Origin of the sequence: Kitasatospora sp. NPDC058190 (assembly GCF_042883685.1) — a bacterium.
Classification (GTDB): Bacteria; Actinomycetota; Actinomycetes; order Streptomycetales; family Streptomycetaceae; genus Kitasatospora.
This window is the reverse complement of the sequence record NZ_JBHVVI010000060.1, coordinates 15,350-32,703: the sequence shown is the minus strand read 5'-3', so window position 1 is coordinate 32,703 and position 17,354 is coordinate 15,350. Positions and strand designations below refer to the sequence as shown.

Sequence of the window (17,354 nt, the reverse complement as noted above, 5' to 3'; positions counted from 1 at the left end):
TTGTGCTCTCTTCCTCAAAAGTCGGACGGGGTCGCGTGCGGCTGGACGTCAGCCGACGGCGCCCTCCATCTGCAGCTCGATCAGCCGGTTGAGCTCCAGCGCGTACTCCATCGGCAGCTCACGCGCGATCGGCTCGACGAAGCCGCGGACGATCATCGCCATCGCCTCGGTCTCGGTCAGACCGCGGCTCATCAGGTAGAACAGCTGGTCCTCGCTGACCTTGGAGACGGTCGCCTCGTGGCCCATGGACACGTCGTCCTCGCGGACGTCCACGTACGGGTAGGTGTCCGAGCGGGAGATGGTGTCGACCAGCAGCGCGTCGCACAGCACGTTGGACTTGGCGCCGTGCGAGCCCTCGCCGATCTCGATCAGACCGCGGTAGGAGGTCCGGCCGCCGCCGCGCGCCACCGACTTGGAGACGATGTGCGAGGAGGTGTTCGGCGCCATGTGGACCATCTTGGCGCCGGCGTCCTGGTGCTGGCCCTCGCCCGCGAAGGCGATCGACAGGGTCTCGCCCTTGGCGTGCTCGCCCATCAGGTAGACGGCCGGGTACTTCATGGTGACCTTGGAGCCGATGTTGCCGTCGACCCACTCCATGGTCGCGCCCTCGTACGCCACGGCGCGCTTGGTGACCAGGTTGTAGACGTTGTTCGACCAGTTCTGGATCGTCGTGTAGCGGCAGCGGCCGCCCTTCTTGACGATGATCTCCACGACCGCCGAGTGCAGCGAGTCGGAGGAGTAGATCGGCGCGGTGCAGCCCTCGACGTAGTGGACGTAGGCGTCCTCGTCGACGATGATCAGCGTCCGCTCGAACTGGCCCATGTTCTCGGTGTTGATCCGGAAGTAGGCCTGCAGCGGGATGTCGACGTGCACGCCCTTCGGCACGTAGATGAACGAGCCGCCGGACCACACGGCCGTGTTCAGCGCGGCGAACTTGTTGTCGCCGGCCGGGATGACGGTGCCGAAGTACTCCTGGAAGATCTCCGGGTGCTCGCGCAGCGCGGTGTCGGTGTCCAGGAAGATGACGCCCTGCTCCTCCAGGTCCTCGCGGATCTGGTGGTAGACGACCTCGGACTCGTACTGGGCGGCGACACCGGCGACCAGGCGCTGCTTCTCCGCCTCCGGGATGCCGAGCTTGTCGTAGGTGGCCTTGATGTCCGCGGGCAGGTCCTCCCAGGACTCGGCCTGCTTCTCGGTGGAGCGGACGAAGTACTTGATGTTGTCGAAGTCGATGCCGGAGAGGTCGGAGCCCCAGGTCGGCATGGGCTTCTTGCCGAACAGCTTCAGGCCCTTGAGACGCAGGTTCAGCATCCACTCGGACTCGTTCTTCTTCGCGGAGATGTCGCGGACGACCTCCTCGCTGAGCCCGCGCTTGGCCGCGGCACCGGCGGTGTCCGGGTCGGCCCAGCCGTACTCGTAATTGCCCAGGCCCTCGAGCTCGGGGTGCGAAACGGTGTCAGTCATGCGAGCTTCCTAACGCGCGGACGCTGAATCTTCGGTGGACGTACCGGCAGTCGGCACTGCATCGGAGCCGCGGCCCGCCGGGGGCTGGGCAGGCGACGATGCGGCACCGGGTGCCGGCACATAGGTGGTGCAGACCCCGTCGCCGTGGGCGATGGTGGCCAGCCGTTGCACATGAGTGCCCAGGAGCTGGGAGAAGACCTCGGTCTCCGCCTCGCAGAGCTGGGGGAACTGCTCGGCGATGTGCGCGACCGGGCAGTGGTGCTGGCAGAGCTGGGCGCCCGCCGGGGCCTTGGCCACGGCCGACGGGACACGCCGCACCGTGGCAGCGTACCCGTCCGCGCTCAGCGCCTGGGCGAGGGCCTCCGGGCGCTCCTGCGCCTCGGCCCGGGCCAGGGTCTCCTGGTACTTCTCGCCCTGCTTGCCGAACCGGGCACGGGCGAAGGCGGCGACCGCCTCCTCGCCCGCCTTGCCGCCGCCGACCGCGTCCGAGATCCAGCGCAGCGCGTCGGCCGCGAGCTGGTCGTAGGCCTGGTAGAAGGCGTCCCGGCCGGCGTCGGTGAGGGCGAAGACCTTGGCCGGACGGCCGCGGCCCCGACTGCCGTAGACCCGCTGTTCGCGGGACTCGACCAGGCCGGTGGCGGTCAGCCCGTCGAGGTGGCGGCGGACGGCCGCGGCGGTGAGGCCGAGCCGGTTCGCCAGGTCGGCGGCGGAGGAGGGGCCGTGGTCCAGGATCGAGCGGGCGACCCGGTCACGGGTCGCGCGGTGGCCCTCCAGCAGCACCTCGGCCGCCGTCACGGGCACGTCGCAGTCGGGGGCCGACTCGGCCTCCCGCTGCATGTCGTGCTCGCGCGCGTTTTTCACAACACCAGTGTTGCGTAATTACTCGCGCCGGGACAAGCCGTGATCCAGGCCTCACTGGTGTCATCTATCACGCAGGTAAGGCTTACCTGACCTGCGTAAACGATCACCAAGGGTGGTGTCCGGCCTGTGTGTTCACCCCTCTTACACTCGCCGGTATGCACTCCGAACCCGCGGTCCAGATCGCCGGGCTGGTCAAGCGCTACGGCGACAAGTCGGCCGTGGACGGTCTCGACCTCACCATCGCGACCGGCGCGATCACCGCCGTCCTCGGCCCCAACGGCGCCGGCAAGACCACCACCATCGAGACCTGCGAGGGCTACCGCCGCCCCGACGCCGGCACCGTCCGCGTCCTCGGCCTCGACCCGGTCGGCCAGAACGCCCAGCTGCGCCCCCGGATCGGCGTCATGCTGCAGTCCGGCGGCGTGTACGCGGGCGCCCGCGCCGTCGAGATGCTGCGGCACACCGCCAAGCTGCACGCCCACCCGCTGGACGTGGACGCCCTGGTCGAGCGCCTCGGCCTCGGCTCCTGCGGCCGCACCACCTACCGCCGACTCTCCGGCGGCCAGCAGCAGCGGCTCGCCCTGGCGATGGCCGTGGTCGGCCGCCCCGAGCTGGTCTTCCTGGACGAGCCCACCGCCGGCCTCGACCCGCAGGCCCGCCGGGCCACCTGGGAGCTGGTCCGCGACCTGCGCCGGGACGGCGTCACCGTGGTGGTCACCACCCACCACATGGACGAGGCCGAGCAGCTCGCCGACCGCGTCGCCATCGTCGACCGCGGCAAGGTGATCGCCGACGGCACCACCGAGGAGCTGTGCCGCGGCGGCGCCGAGAACGCCCTGCGCTTCGACGGCCCGCCCGGACTCGACCTCGACCCGCTGCTCAAGGAGCTGCCCGCGGGCGCCACCGCCGTCGAGACCGCCCCGGGCAGCTACCGCGTCGAGGCGCCGGTGGACCCGAAGCTGGTCGCCACCGTCACCGGCTGGTGCGCGGCCTCCGGCGTCCTGCCCGAGCGGCTGTCCGTGCAGCGCCGCAGCCTCGAAGACGTCTTCCTCGACCTGACCGGACGGGAGCTCCGCTCGTGAGCGAACGAAGTGAGCGAACCATGAGCGCCGTGGGTACGGACTACTCCCCCAAGCCCGGCGCCGCGCCCGTCGGCCGGATGCTGCTCGCCCAGACCGCCTTCGAGACCAGGATGCTGCTGCGCAACGGCGAGCAGCTGCTGCTCACCGTGGTCATCCCGACCGTGCTGCTGGTGCTGTTCTCCGCCGTCGACATCGTCGCGGTGGAGGGCCCCGGCAAGCGGGTCGACTTCCTGGCACCCGGCCTGCTCGCGCTCGCCGTGATGTCCACCGCCTTCACCGGGCAGGCCATCGCCACCGGCTTCGAGCGCCGCTACGGCGTGCTCAAGCGGCTCGGCGCCAGCCCGCTGCCGCGTTGGGCGCTGCTGACCGCCAAGACCGGCTGCGTGCTGGTCACCGAGGCGCTGCAGGTCGCCCTGCTGTCGGTGATCGCACTGGCGCTCGGCTGGTCCCCGCAGGGCAACCCCCTGGCCGTCGCCGCACTGCTGGTCCTCGGCACCGCCGCCTTCTCCGGCCTCGGGCTGCTGATGGCCGGCACCCTGAAGGCCGAGGCCACGCTGGCCGGCGCCAACCTGGTGTTCATCCTGCTGCTGCTGGCCGGCGGGGTGATCGTGCCGCTCAGCAAGTTCCCCTCGGCCGTGCGGTCGGTGCTGGAGCTGCTGCCGATCTCGGCGCTCTCGGATGGCCTGCGGTCGGTGCTGCAGCACGGCGCCGGGGTGCCCTGGTCGGACCTCGGCATCCTGGCCGGCTGGGCCGTCCTCGGTCTGGCCGCGGCCGCCAGGTTCTTCCGCTGGGAATAGCCCGCACCAGCCAACGCACAACGCCCCCCGGCCACGTGAGGCCGGGGGGCGTTGACGCTTTCAACCGGCGGTGCGTCAGCCCTGGCTGCCGCCGCGGCGCTTGCGGGCGAGCAGCACGAGCGCGCCGCCGACCAGCAGCACGCCGCCGCCGACCGCCGCGATCATCGGGGTGGCATCGCTGCTACCGGTCTGGGCGAGCGCGGGGGCGCTGGTGGCGGGCGCCGGGGCGGCCGGGGTCCTGCTCGGGGTGGGGGTGACGGACGGGGTCGGGGTGGCCGAGGAGGTGCCCGACGGGGTGGTGCTCGGCGTCGGGGCCGGGGTCGGCGTCTGGGTGGGCGTGGGGGTGGGGGTCTGGGTGGGGGTCTGGGTGGGAGTGGGGGTCGGAGTCGGCGTGTGGCACGGCGCGATGGTCTTGGTCTCGTCGATGCTCCACCCCTTCTCGGCCGGGGTCTCGGTGGTCTTGACCACTAGGTGTGCCGTGACCGGGGCGTCGTGGTCCTTCACCGGGAAGGTGCCGTGGAACTCCTCGGGGAAGGCCTTCCCGTCGAGGACCTTCTCGCCGTCGATGGTGAGGCTGACGGTGTTCTTCACGTCAGGCTTGGGGCTGTACTTGATCAGATCGATCACGACCTTGTCGCAGGTCACCGACCACGTCGGTACGTGCGCCGAGGCATTGGTGGCCAACGCCAGGGGCAGGAGAAAACCGGCCGCCGCCGTGCCGGCGAGCGCCGTCGCGCCGATCCGAACGTGCCGCTGCTGTCGCGCCATTACCTTGTTCCCCTCCGAACGGTCTTGCGCAGCAGGCGTGTTGAAGTGGATCGCGGTGGCCCGCTACGGATGTCCGGCGGACTCTACCGGCACTCCCGCACCTCGCCACACCCCGCCGCACGACCGGATTTCGTCTGTCGGCCCGTTCCCGGATGTGCTTGACCAGCCCATCACACCCACCACCTCGTAGAACGCGGATTCGGCAAACTTGAATGAACTTCGTCACCTTCCCGACAGAACGGCGCCCCCGGTGATCGGGTTCAATCACCGAGGGCGCCTCGGCAATCAGTCGACGAACATTCGGGCTTTTCGGGTCGATTCGGCCACTCAGGCCTGACCGCCTTGCCCGAACAGTCCGCTTTTCGCCCCGGCCACCACACCCGCGCCCCGCGCCAAGATCGCCTGTAAGGGCACCTACGATTGACCGCGTGCGTACCCCCTTCTCCCTGCTCGCCGACCGCTGGCAGCCGTCCGCCGCCATGGTCCGGCGTGCCACGTTCGCCGCGCTGGTGATGAGCGTGGTGATCGTCGTCACCGGCGGCGCCGTCCGCCTCACCGCCTCCGGCCTCGGCTGTACGACCTGGCCCCGCTGCACCGGCGACAGCCTCACGCCCACCCCCGAGATGGGCTTCCACGGCATCGTCGAGTTCACCAACCGGATGCTCACCTACGTGCTGAGCGCCGCTGTCGGCTGGGCGATCCTGGCCGCCCGCTGCCACCGTCCGTGGCGGCGCGGCCTGACCAAGCTCGGCTGGGCGCAGTTCTGGCTGGTGATGAGCAATGCGGTGCTCGGCGGCATCACGGTGCTGACCGGTCTGAACCCGTACACCGTCGCGCTGCACATGATCGCCGCAATGGCCCTGGTCTGGGTCGCACTGCTGATGTGGGAGCGCAGCAAGGAGGGCGACGGCCCGGCGAAGCTGTCAGTCGCCCGCCCGATCCACCAGCTCTCGTACGTGCTGGTAGTGGTGGTCGGCCTGCTGGTCGCGGCCGGCACCCTGGTCACCGGCGCCGGCCACCACCCCGGCACCCCCCAGGACAACAAGATCGTCCCGCGCATCCCGATCGACTACGACCGTCTGGCCCAGTTCCACGCCGACTTCGCGTTCATTTCGGTCGGCCTGACCATCGCGATGATCTTCGTCTTCGCCGCGATCAAGGCCCCGCCGGCGGCCAAGGCCCGCACCAAGGAACTCCTCGCGGTACTGCTGCTCCAGGGCGTACTGGGCTTCATCCAGTACTTCACCGACGCCCCCGAGCTGATGGTCGGCCTCCACATGCTCGGCGCGACCCTGACGTGGATCGCCGCCCTGCGCATCCCGCTCGCCCTGCGCACCCGCGCGGTCGAAGAGGCCCCCGAGCAGCTGCCCGCGCAGACCTCACAGGCTGCCACCGTCTGATCCTCGGCGAAGGCCCCCCATCCGAGGATGGGGGGCCTTCGCCGTTACAGCAGGCGCCGGCCGTCGTGGCTACGAACGCTCGGTGCCGTCTGGCCCCGAAGTGCGTCCAGCACACGCACGGCATAGACCTCGGCCATGCGGTCGGACACCTCGTCCGGCGTGAGCCAGTCGACCTCAACCGACTCGTCCGAGAGCCGCGCTGCTCCACCCTCCGGTCGACAGCGGAAGATGAGGGCGACGATCATGCATGGAAGATCCCCGCTCTCCGCCATGCTCGTCCCTTCTCCTGCGGCAGTTCCATCACCATGCCTCTACCCCGTCACGCAGATACCGTGTGCCGCCGTCTGCGATTGCCCTGACAGCGGCGTTCAGCCGGTTCCGCTGGCGGATCCGCAACCGGTCGGCGACCTCCGATGCAGGCAGGAAGACGGCCTCGGACAGTTCGTCGTCGTGTGGGCGAACCCTCTCAGCCCGAGCGGGTGGGAGGGTGCCCGCATCGAAGATGAACGCGATCTGGTCGTCCCACGGGCCGTGCGGCGCCACCCAGTCCACGACCAGCAGGCGGCGGATGGTGATCTCCAGGCCCAATTCCTCGCGCAGTTCCCGCACTGCGGCCTCATCCGGTGACTCGTTGGCCTCAGCCATCCCGCCCGGGAGGTCCCAACCCTCCTTGTAGGTCGGGTTGACGGTCAGGATGCGACCAGCCCGGTCGCGCAGGATCACGTCGGCTGAGACGCGTTTCCGGGCTTGCCTGGCGTTCCCCTCTGCAAGGTAGGCGTTCCAGGCTTCGGTATCGGTAGGTGCAGGCCTCACGTCGGACCTCCCCGAGGCAGCGGGATGATGTCAGCGAGCAAGAGTTGCCGGGCTCTGCGCGCCTCATCAAATCGTGCCAGGTACTCACAGACCGGGCCGTAGTCGCGGTGCCTTTCGAGGAGCTCACGGAGGTCATCCATCTGATGAACGACCCGGACGGACCCGAGCGTCGGACTGGTGTCGAGAAGATCGGTCCCGACGCCGATTGCCGCATCCAAGTCGCCGCTATCGGCGTGGATACGGGCAAGGGTGATGCGGCTGAAGGTCAGCGAACGTGCACGACCTTCCTCCCTCAGTGCGACAGCTTTTTCTCCATAGCGAAGAGCCTCCTTGGGTCGGCCGAGGTCGCTGAACGCCAGTGCCGACTCGCTGGCAAGGGTGGCGTCGTCGAACGGGCTCAACCACGGATGCTCGTCATCCGCTCCGCCCACAAGAGCCGCGTAAGCATGATCGAGCGCCTGCGATGCCGGACCGTAGTGCTGCGAGGCTGCCAACGCTCGGGCCAGCATGGTGTTCAGCCGAGCCATGAGACCTGGCAAGTGCGGGCCCCGGCTGACCAATTCAATACCGACAGTCGCCCAGTGCACTGCCTTCGCCGGATCGCCGGTCTGGAGGGACAGATGGCTGCTGCTGGCTGCCACGTGCGCCGACAACGGCAGATCACCGGAGGCACGCGCGAGAGGAAGCGCACGAGCGAAATGCCGAGCGGCAAGGTCGTCACGGCCGGAGTCGTGGGCCATCCAACCGGCCATCTCAGTGAGCGCAGCAGCGGCAGCGAAGATGTGCGGGCTACTCGCAACATCAACCAGACGCGGCGCTACCTGGCCCGAGAGATGGTGAACCACAGCCGAGTACAGGCGTCCACCTCCCGTCTGCCGATCTGCACGGCGGAAGGCCTCCACAGTGGCCAGGTCGCCGCCGCCCTCAGCCTCCGGAGGAGCCGGTGAAATCGTCGGGGACTCGGCAGCGAGATCTGGTTCCCAGGGTCTGCGGGCAAGACCAAGCAACTCTCCGGGGATGTGGAAGGCATCGGCGATCTGCTCGAACAGCGCCAACTTCTCGACCCTGGTCTTGCCATTCATGTACTCGTACAGCCGCCCTTGGCTGATCTCCACGGCTGCGGCAATTCGCCGTGTACTGACACCGCGCGCGTTGAGGAGACGGAACACGGCACCCATGTCGCGGGCCTCACATGCTCTCAGCAGACGCTGGTCCTGGAGCAAACCTGCGACCACCTCATGCAGGCCCGACTGAACACCCATCGCGCATCTCCCTTCACAATGCGTATCGATCGTAGGCTCATGGAGCCTTCCCTGACTCCGTTTTGGAGTCACCTGCTCGGAGTCTTCTGGAGCCATCGACACGGCCTTGAATGAGGATCAGCCGCCCTGATCCATCTACGGGAGCCAGTCCGATGCCTCAACCCACTGCAGTGCCAACCCGCGTGATCGACAACGCCGGGGAAGCATCAGCGCCTGCTGCCGGTCGACTTACCACGTCGGCAACCATCTGCCTGCCGTACCGGCCCGAGTCGGTGGGCGCTGCTCGGCGCTTCGTGTCCGCGAAGCTTCGAGAGTGGGAGCTGGACGACTTGATGAACGACGCCGCCTTGATCGTCAGCGAGTTGACCACCAACTCGGTCGAGACCTGCTGCCAGACCCGCATGCTCGTCGGCGTCCGCCGTCCGAGCACCCGGATCGTCCGAATCCTCGTCGGTGACGGTTCCCGCTCGATGCCCGTGATGGTCCAGGCCGGGCCCGACGCCACGTCCGGCCGGGGCCTGGCGATGGTCCACCGACTCACTCACGGCCGCTGGGGCGTCACGCCCCTCCCGTTCGGGAAGGTCGTCCACGCCGACCTCGCGGTGCCCGCGCCGATCTCCCCGTGAACTGGCAACCGCCAGAGGACGGTTACGACTCCGACGATGCGCCGCCGTCACCCATCCCTGATCCCGCGCGGGTCTGGGATGCCTACGGGGTATCCGCCGCTGCCGGGCTGCACGTCGTCGTCGCGGCCCTGGTGTTGATCAACCGCTCCCGCTGAACTCCCGCCCGCGCCGCCCACCCGGCGGCGCGGGCGGATCACCAACACTCATCCCGCTCGTTTTGAAAGGAGCACCGCCGTGTCCAGGCCCGAGCCGAAACCGCCCCCGCCGAAGCCGGAGAGCCCGCCCACGCCCCGGCCGGCGGACCGATAGCAACCACGGAAACCACACCACGACCCGACAGCCAACACGCAGGAGGAACCCATGGGTTGGGGAAGCGACAAGCCCAGCGGCGGCAAGCACGGCGGCAAGAAGGACCCCGGCACGAGCAAGCCGCCCCCCGACGGATCTCGGCCCGCGCCCGAGCCGAAGCACAAGAAGGACGAGGGCAAGAAGTGACGGACCCCGCGCATCAACCGGAGCAGGCCGCCGTGCGCGGCCTGCTCCGGGCCGTCGATGAAGCGCTCGGCGGCCCCGTTCCTCCGGAATGGAAGGAGGCGATCAAGGCGGTTCCGCGCCATCGCTTCCTCCCTGACCGGATCTGGCTGGAGGACAACCGGGGCGGCTACCAACCGTGCGCCCTCTCGACCGACCACAAGCGCTGGTTCGAGGCGGCCTACACCGACGCGCCCCTCGTCACCCAGGTCAACGACGGCCAGGCATCGGCCGATCCGGCCGATGCCTGGCCGTCCTCCTCCGCCTCGGCTCCCTCGATCGTCGTCCGCATGCTCCGCGACCTTGACGTCCGGCCCGGAATGAACGTCCTGGAGATCGGCACCGGCACCGGCTGGAACGCGGCCCTCCTCGCTCACCGCCTCGGCTCCGGACACATCGCCTCGATCGAGATCGACTCCGAGGTCTCCGAACAGGCGTGGGCCTCACTGAACGCGGCAGGCATGGACGCGGACCTGATCTGCGGAGACGGCTCCCTGGGCTGGTCCCTCCGTCAGCCGTACGACCGGATCATCTCCACCTGTTCGGTCCGCCGCGTGCCCTGGGCGTGGATCGAGCAGACCCGGCCCGGCGGCATCGTCCTCACCCCCTGGGACACTCCCATGCTCTGCTGGGGGCTGCTCAAGCTCACCGTCGAGCGCGACCGGGCCCAAGGGCGCTTCAGCCCGCACTCCGCGTTCATGCTGATGCGCAACCACCGGCAGGATCTGCGGATCTTCCGCGATGTCATTCGGGACGAACACGTTCCAGAAGAGTCCGAAACCGTGCTGCCGCCATGGAAGATCACGGGCGACCGCTGGGAGGCCCGGTTCGCCCTCGGGCTACGGCTGGGCGACGTGTGGACCGCTTGGGAGGACGAGCCGGGCGTCGACGGTGTCGACGCCCGGCTCTGGGCCGCGACCACCGATGCCCGTTCCTGGGCGGCCGTCGACTACGACGGCGAACAACACGAACGCTTCACCGTCTGGCAGCACGGCCCGCGCCGACTCTGGGACGAGGTCGAGGCCGCCCACCGCTGGTGGGAGGAACACGACCGCCCGGCACCAGAACGCTTCGGGCTCACCGTCACCGAGAACAGGCAGTGGGCCTGGCTGGACCGGCCCGACCAACCCGTCCGGGTGCTCGACCACAAGGAGTTGCTGTAGCCGTTACCTCCCCCGGCTCCTCCTCCGTCGAACCAGTCGGCGGCTTCCCCGAGCCAGCACGGCCTGCAAGACCGGCCACCTCACACACATGACCGTGCCGCTCCAGCGCCTCACACTCCGGGCGATCCGCGTCACGATCCCAAATCCCCCGTCGCGGAGCTCGGTTGAGATCCGTTCCGTCCAGGCGGGCCGCAACTCAGCCAACCTGCCAGGCGGTTGATCTTGTCCTCAACCACCAATACCCAAGGAGGCGCAGTACAGATGACCACCGCACCAAGCCAAGGTGGACAAGGCTTCGACGTACGGGTCACCGCCGTCGGCGACAGACTGGTCGCGGTCCGGATCGACAGCCCGGATCTCGACTGGCGCCACCGGCAGAACCTACTGACCCGCACACCGATCGAGGTGCCCAAGCCGGTCGCCCGCACGATTACCGCCTACCTCACCGAACTCCGTTTGACCTTCGGTGCGTTCGACTTCGCCGTGACCGCCGGCGGTGACTGGTACTTCCTTGAGTGCAACCCCAACGGCCAGTGGGCGTGGCAGCCCGCCGAGACCACCGCCGCGATCGCCCAGGCCATTGCCGACCAGTTGGAGAGAGGTCCCGACTCATGAGCACATCGGCTCAGCTCCGCGCATCCCTGGTGGACAGCCTCACCGGGGACGACAAGATCACCGACCCCGCTTGGGAGGACGCTGCCAGAGCGGTCCCCCGGGAGCTGTTCGTCGGAGCGTTCTTCGTGCCGGTTCCGGGAAGCAACCCGACTGCCTACCGACCCGTGCACAAGGACGAGCCCGGATGGCTGGAGCACGTCTACACCAACGAAACGCTGATCACTCAGCTCGACGGGCGGACCCGCCCCGAGGACGTGCTCGACGGGACCGCGACCGGCACCCCGTCCTCGTCGTCCACCCTGCCGTCGCTGGTCCTGCGCATGTGGCACCAGCTCGGTGCCGAGCCTGGGCACCGGGTGCTGGAGATCGGCACCGGAACCGGCTACTCGACCGCCCTCGGCGCGCACCGCCTCGGGGACGCCAACGTCACCAGTGTCGAGTACGACCCGACGGTGGGCGCGAAAGCGGCTGCAGCCATCACAGCAGCGGGCTACACCCCCCGGCTGGTCATCGGTGACGGACTGCTCGGTGATCCGGACGGCAGCGGCTACGACCGACTCATCGCCACCTGCTCGGTCCGCTACGTTCCACCCCCATGGCTGCACCAGGTGAAGCCCGGCGGTCGGATCCTGGTCACGCTGTCCGGCTGGTCCTTCGGCTTCGGTCTCGCCCTGCTCGTCGTGACCGGCCCCGGAGAAGCCACCGGCCGCTTTCTGCCCGGTTACACCAGTTTCATGATCGCCCGCCCGCACGACCGACCGCCCCGCCAGAGCCTGTCCCTCCTCCCCGGAGACGAACGCCCGACCCGGATCGACCCCGAGATCATCAGCACGTGGACGGGCAGCTGGGTCGCACAACTCGCAGCGCCCTCGGCCGAGCGAATGGGAGTGGGCGGACAACAGATCCTCACGGACGTGGCCACCGGCTCCCAGGCCCGGACCGCACCCAACCCGGCCGGTGGGTGGACCGTGATCCAGCGCGGCCCGCTCCGACTCTGGGACCAGGTGGAAAGCGCCGTCGAAGCCTGGCAGGAGGCGGGCGAGCCACACCAGGAGGGCTTCGGGATCACCGTCTCGGAATCGGGACAACGCGTCTGGATCGGAACCGAGGACGGACCGAGCTGGAACCTCCCCATCTGAAGACAACGGCCCGGCTCCCCCAGGTGAGGGAGCCGGGCCGTCGCCGTTCAAACCAGGCGCAATCAACCGCCGAGCTGGATCCCGGCCATCCGCTTCCACTCGTACGCGCCGGTCTTGACCTTGAGGCCCAGCTCGCCCTCGAAGTCGTCGTGCAGGGTCAGTCCGGCCAGCTCGGCGGCCCGCCTGCCGACGGCGTAGCTCGGGGCCACCTGGTCGCCCCAGGCGCCGTCCGCGCCGACCACCACGATCCGGGTGGCCGCGGCGCCGACGTACTCGACGACCGCGTCGGCGCTGCCGCCGTGCTGCTGGGCGAAGCTGGTCAGGTGCTTGGCGATGCGCTTGGCGCGGCGCTCGGTGCGGGCGTCCGGCGCGGCGGCGGTGGCGGTCTCTGCGCTGCTCATGCCCGCATGCTACCCACCGGTAGACGCCCTGGCGACGGGAGCGGCCTGTGCACCGGGCCACATACTGAAGACGTGACGTTCCAAGGCTGGCCGGACGAGGCGCTCGACTTCTACGAGCACCTGGAGGCCGACAATTCGAAGACCTTCTGGCAGACCCACAAGGAGCAGTACGACGACGCCGTACGGGCCCCGATGGAGCTGCTGCTCGCCGAGCTGGAGCCCGAGTTCGGGCCGGGGAAGATCTTCCGCCCGAACCGCGACATCCGCTTCAGCGCCGACAAGACCCCGTACAAGACGCACATCGGCGCGCACCTGGAGACCGGCGGCTACATCCAGCTCTCCGCCGACGGACTGGCCTGCGGCAACGGCATGTACCGGCTCGCCCCGGACCAGCTGGAGCGCTACCGCGCCGCCGTCGCCGAGGACGTCAGCGGCGCCGAGCTGGAGCGGGTGATCACCGCGGTGGAGAAGGACGGCCCCCAGGTGTCCGGCCGGGACTCCCTCAAGTCCACCCCGCGCGGCTTCCCCAAGGACCACCCGAGGATCGAGCTGCTGCGCCACAAGGGCCTGGTGGCCTGGCAGGAGTGGGAGCCCGCGAAGTGGCTGGGCACCCGGACGGCCTACACCCGGATCACCGCCTTCCTACGCGCCTCCCAGCCGCTCAGGGACTGGCTGGACGGCCACGTCGGCCCCTCCGAACTGCCCGCCCGCTGAGACGCTTCAAGAACTCGAATCAAGAACTCGAACGCACCCCGGAACGCAAAGGAGCCCCGGTCCACCGGACCGGGGCTCCCTGCGTCAGCCTCTACTTCACGAACGGGTCGATCGCGCACACCACGAACAGCAGCGACAGGTAGGTGATCGACCAGTGGAACAGCCGCATCTCCTTCAGCTTCGCGCCCACGACCCCGGCCTTGGCCCGCGCGTACAGCGCGTGCGCCTCGCGCAGCCAGGCCGCGCCCAGCACCACCGCGGCGACCGGGTACAGCCAGCTCATGTGCCCCAGCGGCCAGACCGCCAGCGAGGTCGCCACCATCACCCAGGAATAGGCGACGACCTGCTTGCCGACCGCGACGTTGCCCTTGATGACCGGCAGCATCGGCACGCCCGCGCGCAGGTAGTCGTCGCGCACCTTCATCGACAGCACCCAGGTGTGCGGCGGGGTCCAGAAGAACACCACCAGGAACAGCGCGACCGCCGCCCAGGACACCGAGTTGGTGACCGAGGACCAGCCGACCAGCACCGGCATGCAGCCGGCGATGCCGCCCCAGACGATGTTCTGCGAGGTGCGCCGCTTGAGCCCCAGCGTGTAGACGAACACGTAGAACAGCAGTGCGCCCAGCGCCAGCCCGGACGAGAGCCAGTTGACGCCGAAGCCCAGCAGCAGGGTCGAGACGACCGCCAGCACGATGCCGAACACCAGCGCCTCGCGCGGCGACACCATCCCGGTGACGATCGGCCGCCGCTCGGTGCGGGACATCAGCGCGTCGATGTCGCGGTCGATGTACATGTTGAGGGCGTTCGCGCCGCCCGCCGAGAGGTAGCCGCCGACCACGACCTTCAGCACCAGCAGCATGTTCGGCACGCCCTGTTGCGCCAGGAACATCACCGGCACGGTGCTCATCAGCAGCAGCTCGATGATCCGAGGCTTGGTCAGTGCGACGAAGGCGCCGACCCGGGCCCCGATCGGCCGGTGATGCGCAGGCGTCGCCCCGGTGACCCCGGCGGGACGGGTTTCGACGGCGGTCACTAACACCCCAACTGAAGATGAATCTTCGCAGGCGTCCACAGGAACGAAGGGTCCCGAAATAGTCCGCTCTGCGCGTACCACGACACCATAGACGCTCCATACATCCCATCCGGCTCCGGGGTCCCCCGGCGAGGCGGATGGCGCACCCCCGGGTGAACCGACTGGGTGAAGCCACGAACCGCTTCCGGCGCGTCCTCGCGACCCGCCGCGACCACCCGAGCGGCGCGGGGCGGCAAACCGGGGGAGGCTGGGACAAAATCAGTCAGAACGCCCTAGTGGGAATCACCATGCGGAAATCCCGGTTGTCCCGGCACGGAGGGTGAGCCCCGGGCCGGACGGTAGGCTCGCACGCAGAAGCGGGATCTACCCTCCGTGACCGGCACCACCCACAGTCGGGACCACAGCGCCGTGGCCGACCCGGTCCCCATTCACGGGGTCACTCTTCACAATGGAAGGAGCCCTGAGACAGGGTGAGCACTGCGCCGACGAACGCATTCGAGTGGACCGAACTGGACGAGCGCACGGTTGACACGGCGCGCGTCCTGGCCATGGACGCTGTCCAGAAGGTCGGCAACGGACACCCCGGGACGGCCATGTCGCTGGCCCCCGCGGCGTACCTGATCTTCCAGCGTTTCCTGCGCCACGACCCGACCGACCCGGCCTGGGTCGGCCGCGACCGCTTCGTCCTCTCCCCCGGGCACACCAGCCTGACCCTCTACACCCAGCTCTACCTCTCCGGCTACGGCCTGGAGCTGGACGACCTGAAGGCCTTCCGCGTCGCCGGCAGCCGCACCCCCGGCCACCCCGAGCACGGCCACACCGCCGGCGTCGAGACCACCACCGGCCCGCTCGGCCAGGGCATCGCCAACGCGATCGGCATGGCGATGGCCGCCCGCTACGAGCGCGGCCTGTTCGACCCGGAGGCCCCGGCCGGCGAGTCCCCCTTCGACCACACCATCTGGGCCATCGTCTCCGACGGCGACCTGGAGGAGGGCATCTCCGCCGAGGCCTCCTCGCTGGCCGGCCACCAGAAGCTGGGCAACCTGGTCGCCCTGTACGACGACAACCACATCTCGATCGAGGGCGACACCGAGACCGCCTTCTCCGAGGACGTCCTCAAGCGCTACGAGGCCTACGGCTGGCACGTGCAGCGGGTGACCCCGAAGGCCAACGGCGACATCGACGTCGAGGCCCTCGCCGGGGCGCTGGCCGCCGCCAAGGCCGAGACCTCCCGCCCGTCGATCATCGCGATGCGCACCATCATCGCCTGGCCGGCCCCGAACGCCCAGGACACCGCCAAGGCGCACGGCTCCGCGCTCGGCGCCGAGGAGATCGCCGCCACCAAGAAGGTCCTGGGCTTCGACCCGGAGAAGACCTTCGAGGTCAGCGACCAGGTCATCGAGCACGCCCGCCTGGTCATCAAGCGCGGCAAGGCCGCCCGCGACCAGTGGCAGCAGTCCTTCGACGCCTGGCACGCCGCCAACCCGCAGCGCGGCGCCGACTTCGACCGCATCCAGGCCGGCGAGCTGCCCGAGGGCTGGAAGAAGGCCGTCCCCTCCTTCCCGGCCGGCAAGGACGTCGCCACCCGCAAGGCCTCCGGCGAGACCCTGAAGGCGCTCGGCGCGGTGATCCCGGAGCTGTGGGGCGGTTCGGCCGACCTCGCGGAGTCCAACCTCACCACCATCGACGAGGAGAGCTCCTTCCTCCCCGAGGGCAACCCGCTGAAGTCCGCCAGCCCGTACGGCCGGACGATCCACTTCGGCATCCGCGAGCACGCCATGGGCTCGACCATGAACGGCATCGCGCTGCACGGCAAGACCCGTGTCTACGGCGGCACCTTCCTGGTCTTCGCCGACTACATGCGCCCGGCCGTCCGCCTGGCCGCGCTGATGAAGCTGCCGGTCACCTACGTCTGGACGCACGACTCGATCGGCCTCGGCGAGGACGGCCCGACCCACCAGCCGGTCGAGCACATGGCCTCGCTGCGCGCCATCCCGGGCCTGGCCATGGTCCGCCCGGCCGACGCCAACGAGACCGCCGTCGCCTGGCGCACCGTCATCGAGCGCCAGACCACCCACCCCGGCCCGGTCGGCCTGGCGCTCACCCGCCAGAACGTCCCGACCTTCGACCGCGAGGTCTACGCCTCCGCCGAGGGCACCGCGAAGGGCGGCTACATCCTGGCCGAGGCCTCCAACGGCGACCCGCAGGTGATCCTGCTGGGCACCGGCTCCGAGGTCCAGCTGGCCGTCCAGGCCCGCGAGGTCCTGGAGGCCGAGGGCATCGCCACCCGCGTGGTCTCGGTCCCGTCCTTCGAGTGGTTCCAGGAGCAGGACCAGGCCTACCGCGACAGCGTGCTGCCGCCGTCCGTCAAGGCCCGCGTCTCGGTCGAGGCCGGCATCGCCCAGGGCTGGCGCGAGCTGGTCGGCGACCACGGCCGGATCGTCTCGCTGGAGCACTTCGGTGCCTCCGCCGACTACAAGGTGCTGTTCGAGGAGTTCGGCCTGACCGCCGAGCGCGTGGTGGCCGAGGCCCACAACGCCCTGCGCTCCCTCGAAGCCGTCAACCGCTGACCCACCTCCGGGGCGCGGGGCCCCCCCCCCCCCCGCCCCCCGCCCCCCCCGTCGGACCCCCCAAACACCAGAAAAAATGACAGAAAACCCAAAAAAGAAACACAAAAGAGCC

At 69.5% G+C, this 17,354-nt stretch carries 18 protein-coding genes and 1 pseudogene; 11 read left to right on the top strand and 8 right to left on the bottom strand.

Translation table 11 applies throughout. From position 1 onward, the window contains the following. Positions 1-48 precede the first annotated feature (48 nt). Complete coding sequence (gene sufB, locus ACFVWU_RS25675; protein WP_387625191.1) at positions 49-1,464, bottom strand: Fe-S cluster assembly protein SufB; 1,416 nt, start codon at positions 1,462-1,464, stop codon at positions 49-51. A gap of 9 nt (positions 1,465-1,473) precedes the next feature. Next, a complete protein-coding gene (locus ACFVWU_RS25670) occupies positions 1,474-2,301 on the bottom strand; it encodes a helix-turn-helix transcriptional regulator (RefSeq protein ID WP_387625233.1) in 828 nt (275 codons plus the stop codon). A gap of 179 nt (positions 2,302-2,480) precedes the next feature. Between ACFVWU_RS25670 and ACFVWU_RS25665 the strand changes: the two genes are divergently transcribed. Then, on the top strand, positions 2,481-3,407 hold the full coding sequence (locus ACFVWU_RS25665; protein ID WP_387625189.1) for an ABC transporter ATP-binding protein: 927 nt from the start codon (positions 2,481-2,483) through the stop codon (positions 3,405-3,407). Positions 3,408-3,427: 20 nt separating this feature from the next. Further along, positions 3,428-4,204, top strand: a complete 777-nt coding sequence (locus tag ACFVWU_RS25660; RefSeq protein ID WP_387625187.1) for an ABC transporter permease — start codon at positions 3,428-3,430, stop codon at positions 4,202-4,204. A 75-nt stretch (positions 4,205-4,279) separates the two neighbouring features. Here ACFVWU_RS25660 and ACFVWU_RS25655 read toward each other — a convergent pair whose 3' ends face one another. Continuing rightward, positions 4,280-4,972: an LAETG motif-containing sortase-dependent surface protein gene (locus ACFVWU_RS25655; RefSeq protein WP_387625185.1), complete on the bottom strand. Its 693-nt coding sequence runs from the start codon at positions 4,970-4,972 to the stop codon at positions 4,280-4,282. A gap of 419 nt (positions 4,973-5,391) precedes the next feature. Here ACFVWU_RS25655 and ACFVWU_RS25650 point away from each other — a divergent pair, with 419 nt between their 5' ends. After that, on the top strand, positions 5,392-6,372 hold the full coding sequence (locus tag ACFVWU_RS25650) for a heme A synthase (RefSeq protein WP_387625231.1): 981 nt from the start codon (positions 5,392-5,394) through the stop codon (positions 6,370-6,372). 44 nt (positions 6,373-6,416) lie between these two features. On the opposite strand, the pseudogene ACFVWU_RS25645 reads toward ACFVWU_RS25650, so the two are convergent. The 3 genes and pseudogenes from ACFVWU_RS25645 to ACFVWU_RS25635 form a co-directional block, all read right to left on the bottom strand. Beyond that, a pseudogene (locus ACFVWU_RS25645) lies at positions 6,417-6,614 on the bottom strand (NUDIX hydrolase); the annotation flags it as partial. Positions 6,615-6,672: 58 nt separating this feature from the next. Then, the gene (locus ACFVWU_RS25640; RefSeq protein ID WP_387625183.1) at positions 6,673-7,185 is read right to left on the bottom strand and encodes an NUDIX domain-containing protein; all 513 of its coding nucleotides are present in this window, start codon (positions 7,183-7,185) and stop codon (positions 6,673-6,675) included. Continuing rightward, positions 7,182-8,447 carry an XRE family transcriptional regulator gene (locus ACFVWU_RS25635; RefSeq protein WP_387625181.1) on the bottom strand — a complete coding sequence of 422 codons (1,266 nt, stop codon included), beginning with the start codon at positions 8,445-8,447 and terminating at the stop codon, positions 7,182-7,184. The genes ACFVWU_RS25640 and ACFVWU_RS25635 overlap by 4 nt, the downstream gene beginning before the upstream one ends. Positions 8,448-8,557: 110 nt before the next feature. Here ACFVWU_RS25635 and ACFVWU_RS25630 point away from each other — a divergent pair, with 110 nt between their 5' ends. The 6 genes from ACFVWU_RS25630 (at position 8,558) to tgmC (ending at position 12,521) form a co-directional block, all read left to right on the top strand. After that, positions 8,558-9,073, top strand: coding sequence for an ATP-binding protein (locus tag ACFVWU_RS25630; RefSeq protein WP_387625179.1), 516 nt, complete (start codon positions 8,558-8,560; stop codon positions 9,071-9,073). Next, positions 9,070-9,228 carry a hypothetical protein gene (locus ACFVWU_RS25625; RefSeq protein WP_387625177.1) on the top strand — a complete coding sequence of 53 codons (159 nt, stop codon included), beginning with the start codon at positions 9,070-9,072 and terminating at the stop codon, positions 9,226-9,228. Before ACFVWU_RS25630 ends, ACFVWU_RS25625 begins: the two co-directional genes overlap by 4 nt. A 205-nt stretch (positions 9,229-9,433) precedes the next feature. Further along, positions 9,434-9,568 carry a hypothetical protein gene (locus ACFVWU_RS25620; RefSeq protein WP_387625175.1) on the top strand — a complete coding sequence of 45 codons (135 nt, stop codon included), beginning with the start codon at positions 9,434-9,436 and terminating at the stop codon, positions 9,566-9,568. Further along, complete coding sequence (locus ACFVWU_RS25615; protein WP_387625173.1) at positions 9,565-10,767, top strand: methyltransferase domain-containing protein; 1,203 nt, start codon at positions 9,565-9,567, stop codon at positions 10,765-10,767. The genes ACFVWU_RS25620 and ACFVWU_RS25615 overlap by 4 nt, the downstream gene beginning before the upstream one ends. Positions 10,768-11,028: 261 nt before the next feature. After that, positions 11,029-11,382: a hypothetical protein gene (locus ACFVWU_RS25610; protein ID WP_387625171.1), complete on the top strand. Its 354-nt coding sequence runs from the start codon at positions 11,029-11,031 to the stop codon at positions 11,380-11,382. Next, positions 11,379-12,521: an ATP-grasp peptide maturase system methyltransferase gene (gene tgmC / locus ACFVWU_RS25605; RefSeq protein ID WP_387625169.1), complete on the top strand. Its 1,143-nt coding sequence runs from the start codon at positions 11,379-11,381 to the stop codon at positions 12,519-12,521. Before ACFVWU_RS25610 ends, tgmC begins: the two co-directional genes overlap by 4 nt. Positions 12,522-12,583: 62 nt before the next feature. Here tgmC and ACFVWU_RS25600 read toward each other — a convergent pair whose 3' ends face one another. Further along, a complete protein-coding gene (locus ACFVWU_RS25600; RefSeq protein ID WP_380610967.1) occupies positions 12,584-12,922 on the bottom strand; it encodes a hypothetical protein in 339 nt (112 codons plus the stop codon). Positions 12,923-12,994: 72 nt separating this feature from the next. On the opposite strand from ACFVWU_RS25600, the gene ACFVWU_RS25595 reads away from it, so the two are divergent. Next, the gene (locus ACFVWU_RS25595) at positions 12,995-13,636 is read left to right on the top strand and encodes a DUF2461 domain-containing protein (protein ID WP_387625167.1); all 642 of its coding nucleotides are present in this window, start codon (positions 12,995-12,997) and stop codon (positions 13,634-13,636) included. A gap of 91 nt (positions 13,637-13,727) precedes the next feature. Here ACFVWU_RS25595 and ACFVWU_RS25590 read toward each other — a convergent pair whose 3' ends face one another. Continuing rightward, positions 13,728-14,678 (bottom strand): heme o synthase, encoded by a 951-nt coding sequence (locus tag ACFVWU_RS25590; RefSeq protein WP_387625165.1) that lies wholly within the window; start codon positions 14,676-14,678, stop codon positions 13,728-13,730. Positions 14,679-15,142: 464 nt separating this feature from the next. Here ACFVWU_RS25590 and tkt point away from each other — a divergent pair, with 464 nt between their 5' ends. Next, the gene (gene tkt / locus ACFVWU_RS25585) at positions 15,143-17,242 is read left to right on the top strand and encodes a transketolase (protein WP_387625163.1); all 2,100 of its coding nucleotides are present in this window, start codon (positions 15,143-15,145) and stop codon (positions 17,240-17,242) included. Positions 17,243-17,354 lie beyond the last annotated feature (112 nt).

Bases quoted from the DNA above. Each gene is read 5' to 3' on its own strand.
- sufB (WP_387625191.1), bottom strand. From the start codon at position 1,464: ATGACTGACACCGTTTCGCACCCCGAGCTCGAGGGCCTGGGCAATTAC.
- ACFVWU_RS25635 (WP_387625181.1), bottom strand. From the start codon at position 8,447: ATGGGTGTTCAGTCGGGCCTGCATGAGGTGGTCGCAGGTTTGCTCCAG.
- ACFVWU_RS25630 (WP_387625179.1), top strand. From the start codon at position 8,558: ATGAGGATCAGCCGCCCTGATCCATCTACGGGAGCCAGTCCGATGCCT.
- ACFVWU_RS25600 (WP_380610967.1), bottom strand. From the start codon at position 12,922: ATGAGCAGCGCAGAGACCGCCACCGCCGCCGCGCCGGACGCCCGCACC.
- ACFVWU_RS25660 (WP_387625187.1), top strand. From the start codon at position 3,428: ATGAGCGCCGTGGGTACGGACTACTCCCCCAAGCCCGGCGCCGCGCCC.
- ACFVWU_RS25655 (WP_387625185.1), bottom strand. From the start codon at position 4,972: ATGGCGCGACAGCAGCGGCACGTTCGGATCGGCGCGACGGCGCTCGCC.
- ACFVWU_RS25620 (WP_387625175.1), top strand. From the start codon at position 9,434: ATGGGTTGGGGAAGCGACAAGCCCAGCGGCGGCAAGCACGGCGGCAAG.
- ACFVWU_RS25665 (WP_387625189.1), top strand. From the start codon at position 2,481: ATGCACTCCGAACCCGCGGTCCAGATCGCCGGGCTGGTCAAGCGCTAC.
- tgmC (WP_387625169.1), top strand. From the start codon at position 11,379: ATGAGCACATCGGCTCAGCTCCGCGCATCCCTGGTGGACAGCCTCACC.
- ACFVWU_RS25610 (WP_387625171.1), top strand. From the start codon at position 11,029: ATGACCACCGCACCAAGCCAAGGTGGACAAGGCTTCGACGTACGGGTC.
- ACFVWU_RS25670 (WP_387625233.1), bottom strand. From the start codon at position 2,301: ATGCAGCGGGAGGCCGAGTCGGCCCCCGACTGCGACGTGCCCGTGACG.